The organism is Saccharopolyspora sp. 7B, assembly GCF_020177435.1.
Classification (GTDB): Bacteria; Actinomycetota; Actinomycetes; order Mycobacteriales; family Pseudonocardiaceae; genus Saccharopolyspora_C; species Saccharopolyspora_C gregorii.
This window is the reverse complement of sequence record NZ_JAIUKC010000041.1, coordinates 1-7,467: the sequence shown is the minus strand read 5'-3', so window position 1 is coordinate 7,467 and position 7,467 is coordinate 1. Positions and strand designations below refer to the sequence as shown.

General features: G+C 64.5%; 10 protein-coding genes and 1 pseudogene. 10 read left to right on the top strand and 1 reads right to left on the bottom strand.

All coding sequences use genetic code 11. The annotated features are described in order from the left end of the window. The first annotated feature begins 190 nt into the window (after positions 1-190). The 6 genes from LCD33_RS08175 to LCD33_RS08155 all read left to right on the top strand — a co-directional run bounded on the left by LCD33_RS08175 (position 191) and on the right by LCD33_RS08155 (position 3,725). Entirely contained in the window at positions 191-466 is a 276-nt protein-coding gene (locus LCD33_RS08175) for a hypothetical protein (protein WP_224977677.1), read from the top strand. 495 nt (positions 467-961) lie between these two features. Continuing rightward, on the top strand, positions 962-1,093 hold the full coding sequence (locus tag LCD33_RS28810) for a hypothetical protein (protein WP_255617178.1): 132 nt from the start codon (positions 962-964) through the stop codon (positions 1,091-1,093). Between the two features lie 159 nt (positions 1,094-1,252). Beyond that, positions 1,253-1,627, top strand: coding sequence for an SAV_915 family protein (locus LCD33_RS08170; RefSeq protein WP_308011250.1), 375 nt, complete (start codon positions 1,253-1,255; stop codon positions 1,625-1,627). After that, positions 1,624-1,920 (top strand): hypothetical protein, encoded by a 297-nt coding sequence (locus LCD33_RS08165; RefSeq protein WP_224968578.1) that lies wholly within the window; start codon positions 1,624-1,626, stop codon positions 1,918-1,920. Before LCD33_RS08170 ends, LCD33_RS08165 begins: the two co-directional genes overlap by 4 nt. Before the next feature lie 23 nt (positions 1,921-1,943). Beyond that, on the top strand, positions 1,944-3,083 hold the full coding sequence (locus tag LCD33_RS08160) for a hypothetical protein (protein ID WP_224968580.1): 1,140 nt from the start codon (positions 1,944-1,946) through the stop codon (positions 3,081-3,083). Positions 3,084-3,302: 219 nt separating this feature from the next. Beyond that, on the top strand, positions 3,303-3,725 hold the full coding sequence (locus LCD33_RS08155; protein WP_224977676.1) for a hypothetical protein: 423 nt from the start codon (positions 3,303-3,305) through the stop codon (positions 3,723-3,725). Positions 3,726-3,930: 205 nt separating this feature from the next. Here LCD33_RS08155 and LCD33_RS08150 read toward each other — a convergent pair whose 3' ends face one another. Continuing rightward, positions 3,931-4,410: a hypothetical protein gene (locus LCD33_RS08150; RefSeq protein ID WP_224968584.1), complete on the bottom strand. Its 480-nt coding sequence runs from the start codon at positions 4,408-4,410 to the stop codon at positions 3,931-3,933. Between the two features lie 356 nt (positions 4,411-4,766). Between LCD33_RS08150 and LCD33_RS08145 the strand changes: the two genes are divergently transcribed. The 4 genes and pseudogenes from LCD33_RS08145 (at position 4,767) to LCD33_RS08125 (ending at position 7,347) form a co-directional block, all read left to right on the top strand. Continuing rightward, entirely contained in the window at positions 4,767-5,228 is a 462-nt protein-coding gene (locus tag LCD33_RS08145) for a hypothetical protein (protein ID WP_224955781.1), read from the top strand. Further along, the gene (locus LCD33_RS08140) at positions 5,228-6,103 is read left to right on the top strand and encodes a site-specific integrase (protein ID WP_308011249.1); all 876 of its coding nucleotides are present in this window, start codon (positions 5,228-5,230) and stop codon (positions 6,101-6,103) included. Before LCD33_RS08145 ends, LCD33_RS08140 begins: the two co-directional genes overlap by 1 nt. A gap of 182 nt (positions 6,104-6,285) precedes the next feature. Then, positions 6,286-6,776 (top strand): annotated as a pseudogene (locus tag LCD33_RS08135) (DUF2637 domain-containing protein). Positions 6,777-6,825: 49 nt separating this feature from the next. Continuing rightward, positions 6,826-7,347, top strand: a complete 522-nt coding sequence (locus LCD33_RS08125; RefSeq protein WP_224968585.1) for a hypothetical protein — start codon at positions 6,826-6,828, stop codon at positions 7,345-7,347. The last annotated feature ends 120 nt before the right edge of the window (positions 7,348-7,467 follow it).

The window sequence follows — 7,467 nt, the reverse complement described above, 5'->3', positions numbered from 1 at the left end:
CGTGCCCCCGTATTTGCGACACCACCAACCTGTTTTCTGGGCCCCCCCCCCCAACCCCCCCCGGGCCACCCTCCCGCCCGCCCGCGCCCCCCCCCCCCCCCCCCGCGCCGCCGCCGGACCCGCCGCGGGCGGAACCGGCAAACCCCCGATCCCCGGTTCCGCCCGCGGCCCCACTTCCAGGAGCAATCACATGCCCGACACCATCCAGTGGTTCCAGTACAAGCCCGGCCTCGTCGGCGAAACCCGACGCGTCACCCATGCCGCCCGGGACACCACCGAAACCCGCATCCGTTCCTGGTGCCGTCGCGAATTCGAGACCGCCGCCATCGAAGTAGCCGCAGAACCGGGAGCGGCCCCCGCCGCCAGTCACGCGGTGCCGTGCGCACCGTGCGTCCCGTGCCTCCTACTCGCCATTGCCACGACGGAACAGCCCGCGCCGTCCGCGCTCACAACCGAGCATCCCTAATCAGCCATGTGCCGCCGCTACACCTGGATGACGAGCGTCCACGAATCCCGCTGGCACCTGGTCCCCGCATCACACAGCGGACCGACACCAGCCGCGGCCTGCGGGCACCGCGTACACCCGCCTGTCCACCGGCGAATGACCGCAACACCACCCCTCGGCACCGACCGCCGTTCCCGAACCCTCTGCGACGCCTGCCGACACTCGGCCTCTGCGGAGAGGCGCGCACCCATAGCCAAGAGGCGTCCACGACAGAGCCTGACGGGCCGTCCCGTCCCAGAAACGATCTCTCGCCACAAGTCGTCAACGCCATCCACGGGACGGCCGGGACGGACACCGAACACTGTCCCGAGCAAGAAACAGCTGTTCAGACCCATCAGGCGGCTGTGCCGGGCGTTGACCACCGAACAGCAACCGGGACACCAGTGGGACGGACCCAGGAAGACCACCGAAGCCGAAACGATCGTCACCTGATCTCCACCAGCGAAGGAGCAACCCGTGGATGAGATCAACGAAGAGCCGCCCGCTGTCCTCGGCCCGCCGATCCTGGCCAGCATTGACACAGACATCATCGCGACTGGAGTCGGCAGCGAAACGACCAGCGATCCCGACGAGCACGCAGAGGACTGACTCGGCCCACGCACCGAAGAGGACTTGAACTGAAGGTCCTAGCCCCAAGACCGATTGGATACTGATCCAATCGGGTGACCCCGCAGGTCTGTTGCTTCCGTCGATGATCGCGCAGGTATGGTCCCGACCTGGATCGATATCGGGAGGGATGCTGGCTTGGTGTATGGGGACCGCGACTTCATGCGCTCGCATGAGGACGCTGCGCCGTCGGTGCTCGGGGCCGAGCACATGGCGACGGTGGATGGTGACGACGATGTGCCTGAAACGGTTTACGTTCCGTCCGCGCGCGTGACCAAGCGGGACGCCGAGGTGACTTTGGAACTGCGGCAGACCGCTTCGGGGGATCGCGCGTTGCTGGCATTCACCTCCGTCAAGGAGCTGGTCGAAGGCTGCGGCGACGGACAGGCATGGGTAGCGGTCCGCGGCTGGCAGATCGAGGGCCTGCGCGAGAAGTCCGGTGCCGACGTGATCGTCTGGGATGCGGCGCTGCCCCTCGAAGAGCGCAAGGCCCGCTTCCAGGAGGGCAACCGGTGAGCGGCAGCGAAGTGGACCCCGCTGTCCTGGACGGAGTGGCCAGCAAGCTGCGCAACGCGAGCGCGGATATGGAGTCCGGGGCTTCAGCGCCATCCGAACCTCAGGCAGGGGTCGTCACCGGTGCGATCATGGGGGCATTGGCGCAACTCACTGAGGCGCTGGGCAACGTGGCCATCGGCGCAGGCGCCGCCGGGGATTCCGTTGCCGACAGTCGCGTGGTCTACGTCGACACCGACTACGAGCAGGCAGCCGCCTTCCACGAACAGGAACTCAAGGCCGAGCAGCCGCGCTGAATTTTTCGAAGGGGAACACCACAGTGGGGCTTGACACCAAAGTCGAGGGCGACCCGGACAGCCTGACCGCAACGTGCGACTGGTTGCGCGACCAAGCCGCGACGAGTTCCGCGACATCCGACCAAGTGCACTCGGTTCGCAATGACTCTGAGGCCGGATGGGGCGAGGCCGCGGGCGAAGTGTTCCGGAACCTGATGACCCAGTTCGGCCGCATGACCGACGACGTCAGCACTGCCTTGACCGACACCTGCGGCGCGTTGGAGACGCACTCCGACGACCTGCGAACGGTCCGGGCCAAGATGCAGCAGGCCCGCGATGTCGCCGCGGCCGGTGGCCTGGAGATCAAGGGCTACGAGATCCAAGAACCAGGACTTGCCCCTGCGAACCCCACGCCGCTGCCGACCGACAAACCAGCGACGCCACAGCAGAAGCAGGACCACGCCGCAGCCGTCCAAGCACAGGACGCGTTCGAGAAGAAGGCACAAGCCTTCGCGCAGGCGTCGCAGATAGTCAAGGACGCCCGCAAGGTCGAATCCGACTCCCAACACGCACTGATCCGCTTCCTGTCCGGCGCGCTCGACCCCGCCAAGCTCTCACTCGCCCTGGCCGACATGTCGACCGGCATGGCAGGCGCGGTCGCCGTCCGCACCACCCAGTTCCGCGAATTCGCCGAAGCCGCGATCACCAAAGCCGAACGCGCAGCCAACCTCACCACCAGCCAGAACCTCAGCCTCGCCAACCGCACCCAAGCAGCGCGCATCCAGATCACCAACGAACTCGCCGCCAAGGACGCGATGGACAACGCGATGGCCTCACGAGCGGCACGCACCATCGACCGGTTCCCACCGAAGGTTCAAGCTGTAATCCGTGGCATGGATGCGAAGCTCGTACCGAAAGTGCCGAAGGCGGGAAGCCCGGTACTCAGAGGCGCCGGAAAAGTTGCCTCGAAACTTCCGTGGCTCGGCCTCGGCATCACTTCCTTCGGCGTAGGCCTAGATATCAGCAACGGGAAAGATCCCACCCAGGCCGTGGTGAGCGGCGGCTCATCATTTGTTTCTGGTGCCGTCGTCGGCGCTGCGATCGGCGGCCCTGTCGGTGTCGTCGTCGGCGGCCTTGTCGGAATCGGCGTCGGCTTCGCCGTTGATGAACTATGGCCAGACTAGGCTGACATAGCGCCACTCCATGCCGAGAGGTTGAAGTTGCCCGAGATCGCACCAAAACCAGACCCGCGCACCGGCGAACCTCGCCCACCGCGCGCGCCGGTCTCAGCTGATTACAGCGGTGACGTGAAGAACGCCCCAGGCCGAGCCCGATATCCGTCAGCCCCTGAGGGACGCGGTCCAGTCCTTGAGTGGCACCAAGGCCGCGTATCGACATCGATCTTGTCGGGCCTCCTGATGTCGGTGATCCTCATCGGCTTCGGAACGTTGCGAGACTGGGGAATCGACTGGATGAGCACATGGTGGCTGTGGCTGTTCGTCATCTGGCCACCATTCGTCTTCTACTTCATCGGCAGAAGCGTCGGCATCTCCGCCGGGGCCGACTGGTTCGCAGTCAAGAACGGTTACGTCGACACTTACGAACTGACCGAAGTCAAAGTAGTCGGCACCAGCGGCGGCCTCGCATGGGACCTAGAACTGCAGGACAAAAGCGGAAACGAGCTCTCGATCAACCTACGGGAAATCCAGACTAACCGTGACCTCTGGGACCTCGTCTACAACGGGATTGTTTACTCGGTCCACCGGGGCAGCGCCAAAACCAACCCGCACGCGTTGGACAAACTGAAATTAAGGAAAACTTGCTAACGCACGCGAGATCTTCGACAGCAGAGCTACCGTGGGCGGTACCGTTTTACCCTGTAGATACGCACATTGACTGTCGGAGCGCTCGCCTCGCCAATCTATTTGGAAGACACGCACGAACAGCGCGAATCCCACTGGCCGGAGGCATGCCCGGTCGGCATCTCCGGCAAGAATAGCCACTCAGCGATCCGGTGGATGCAACAGGTCGTTATGCATCCACTTTCTGGCTAAATGAGAGCATGTCCTCGCGAAGCATTTTTCGAGTGTTATACGCATGGGTGTTAAACCTTAGAAGCAGACTGATCATTTCTGGAGATTTGGGATCTGACCGATCCATCTCTCCGACGAGCTGATGTGCCGCAGATGCAGTCAGTGCGGCTGTAGCCACGATTCGATCATCCGGAGCGATAGCGTTTAGAGTCTGAAACGGATCCCAAAGGTCTTCAAGTGATTTCCGTGCCGCTTCCCAATCAGGATCGGATTTTTTTAACAATTGGTATGCTTGCTCTAGTGGGAACAGTGCCCGACTATAGGATTCAAGAACCCTGTCCATGTACCTCAGCTGCTGCTCGTGATCGAGTTTCAACCTTTCACGACGATCAGTTCGCCGTTGAGTCAAGACGGCTACAGCGAGCGGGACTAAGATTGCAATTAAGGTCGTTGCCCACCATGGCGTCGGAGTGTTCATCTCCCCATTTTAATACAACATCGCCCGGACGCTGATATTTATTCGCGAGCCTGTCGATCTGTCACACGATCGGCGTACAAATTCTTGCTGCAAGGGCGCTAGGGGAACCACTGAGGCTCACGCTGTGTTCCATCCCACCCAGGTGTCTCACAGAAGACCTGGACTGTCCCGACTCACACGGTGTGGGCAAGCAGAAGCCGTGTGGTTAGTGCGCAACTCGCCCCTCGGACACCAGTGGGTGGGATCCCTCCCACTCGAACGGAAGCAAGTTATCAGCCGACAGGGCGATGTGACGCAGTGCGTCCATCGTCCTGTCGTGCTGTGTGGCTGCCCCTGCATGGCCCGAGGTGATGGCCGTGGCTGATGCGTTCATTCCCGCGGTGATCCCTCGGTCCTTGTCCGGTGTCGCTGCGTCCGGGGCCAAGCCGGGTCGCAGCATGCCGGTCCCGGACCTGGCCGCCAGTCCTGGCGAGATCCACACCGTGTATCGGATCGCTTCAATCGACCAGCGAGGCCGGATCGCCGAGCGATCGGTGGTCCAGGCGTTGGGATGGTGCCCGGGAGAGCGACTGCAGTTCGGCCTGATCTCGGAGTCCGTGATCGCGGTGCTCCCGGACCCGGCCGGGATGTTCAGCCTCGCCCGCCGACACCACATCCCACTACCGGTCACCGCACGCCGGTGGTGCCACCTGCAGACAGCCGACCGAGTCCTGCTAGCAGCCGCACCACAACACGGCAGGCTCGTGATCTACACCATGAGTGCACTCGACGCCATGGTCACCGCTTCCCACTCCCCCGCTCCCAGGGGTGACGCGTGATGACCACCGGTTCGGAAGAACACCCAGGCGCTGCGGAACTCGAAGCCGCGCGCCTGGTGCTGGAACGCATGGGCGTCGCACCCGCGGACCTGCTAAGCACCGACCAGCACAACCGTTCGGTGGCACCGACCTTCGCCGACTACATCCCGCAGGTCTCAGCCGCGGTATCTCACGGCACCCGCCGGGTGTATTCGTCGTATTGGAAGCGCATCGCACAGCAGTGGGGCGATCGGCGGCTGGACGAGCCCACGCCGTTGGAGATCAAGCAGCTGGCCGAGCACGTCCGGGAGCACGTGGTCTCCCGCCGCAACGCACGCGGAGGCCGCAGCGCGGCCGAACACCTCATCGCCGCGATGCGCTGCCTCTACAACCACGCCGTCGCCGACAAGCTGATCGCCGAATCAGACAACCCGGCCCGCCGAGTCCCGAAACCGCGCCGGCTGCCCAGCACCCGCCGCGGCCTGCCCGACACCGGCCTGGACGAGATCAACCAGGTGGCCGCCACCACCGGAAACGATCCCGCACTGGACACACTGCTGCTGCGACTGCACACCGAAACCGCCTGCCGCCGCGGCGGCGTCCTCGCGCTACGCCCGCAAGATCTCGACACGCAACAGTGCTTGATCGCGCTGCACGAAAAGGGCGACACGGTCCGCTGGCAGCCCGTCTCGCCCACATTGATGCGCCACCTGCAAGCACACGCCGAGCAACGAGGTGCCGCACTCGAAGGCGGACGGTTGCTGCGCTACCGCTCCGGCAAACCGATCACATCCCGACGCTACGACCACCTCTGGAAAAGGATCGGAACCCACCTGCCATGGGTCGCCACCCAGCAGATCAGCACCCACTGGCTGCGCCACACCACCCTGACCTGAGTCGAACGCCACTTCGGCTACGCCGTGGCCCGGGCCTACGCAGGCCACACCGACAGCGGCGGGGATACCGGCACGACCACGACCTACGTCCGCGCCAGCCTCGACGAAGTCGCCACCGCCCTCGCGGCACTCACCGGTGAATCCCACCCACTGGCCGCCGCCTCACTGCAAGGAGGTGCACGATGACAGATCGCTACCGCGCACCGGTACCGGAGATGTCCCGAGGACAGATCGCGGCATGCGTGGGTTCAGTGGTCATCGGGGTGGCACTGGCCGCCTACGGGGCAGCGGGCTCGTACCAGACCGCGGCCGCGGTCGCGGTCGAGAAGCACCTTCCCCTGCCTGAGCTCGTCCCGCTCGGCCTCGACGGAGGCCTACTCGGCATCGTCCTCGTCGACCTCGTGCTGACCTGGATCAGCTGCGCCAACCCGTCCGGCTACTGGCCTTCGGCACTGTCGCCGCCAACGCCACGGCAGTATGGTCGGATCTCGTGGCGGTCGGCCTGCATACGGCGGCGCCACTGATGCTGCTGGCCGTGATCGAATCCACACGCACCGTGCTGCTGCGCCGCATCGGCGCCCGCACCGGAACCCTGCGCGATCGCATCCCGCTCGCCCGCTGGTTCCTCGATCCCTGGCGAACCTTCCTGCTGTGGCGGCGCATGGTGCTCTGACACATCACCAACTACTACGACGCGCTCGACGACGAGAGGCGAATTCGGCATGCCAGAACGATTCTACGATCTCACCACAGACCACAGTGGAGAAAGAAAGTCCCCGCAGAATGGGCATGGCTACTCGACACCGGCACGAACCGTGCAGCAGATCACTAACCTCACGCACCGGTTGATGGGCCATGCCGAGCATCAGCGGCCCAGCGTCGACGATATGCGGCTATTTCAGGAGGGCGCCACCTCAAGGGCCACGATCCAGTCGCCTGAGGCAGAACAGTCCGATGTGGACAGAGCAGGCGCCCACCATGAACAGAACACTGGCCCCGGACAAGACCATCCGGCAAACTCAGGCGTTGCGGATCCGCTGGCGCAGCGGGCTTTCGGTGTCAATCGGAAACATTGGCGCCTGCATGGGTGGACCGCATCCGCCGACACGTTTCGCCGGAACCTGAAGATCGGTTCTGACCGAGCCCGCACACTGGCCCGCATCCTCAAAGACCACGACCAAGCTGCGGTCTGCAACATCACCGACCCGGAAAGAACGGACCAGCGAACCCCAGTACCGGAATGAGGCTTCCCCAGTCGGCTGGGGGGGGGGGCCCCCCCCCCGCAGGGGCGCCCCCCCCCCCCCCCCCCCCCACGCCGCCCGGCAACACAAACCCCGGCTCGGGCGCTAAGGGAGTGCGCCCCA

Excerpts from the sequence above, each read along its gene's own strand:
- LCD33_RS08175 (WP_224977677.1), top strand. The coding sequence starts at position 191 with ATGCCCGACACCATCCAGTGGTTCCAGTACAAGCCCGGCCTCGTCGGC.
- LCD33_RS08150 (WP_224968584.1), bottom strand. The coding sequence starts at position 4,410 with ATGAACACTCCGACGCCATGGTGGGCAACGACCTTAATTGCAATCTTA.
- LCD33_RS08140 (WP_308011249.1), top strand. The coding sequence starts at position 5,228 with ATGACCACCGGTTCGGAAGAACACCCAGGCGCTGCGGAACTCGAAGCC.
- LCD33_RS08125 (WP_224968585.1), top strand. The coding sequence starts at position 6,826 with ATGCCAGAACGATTCTACGATCTCACCACAGACCACAGTGGAGAAAGA.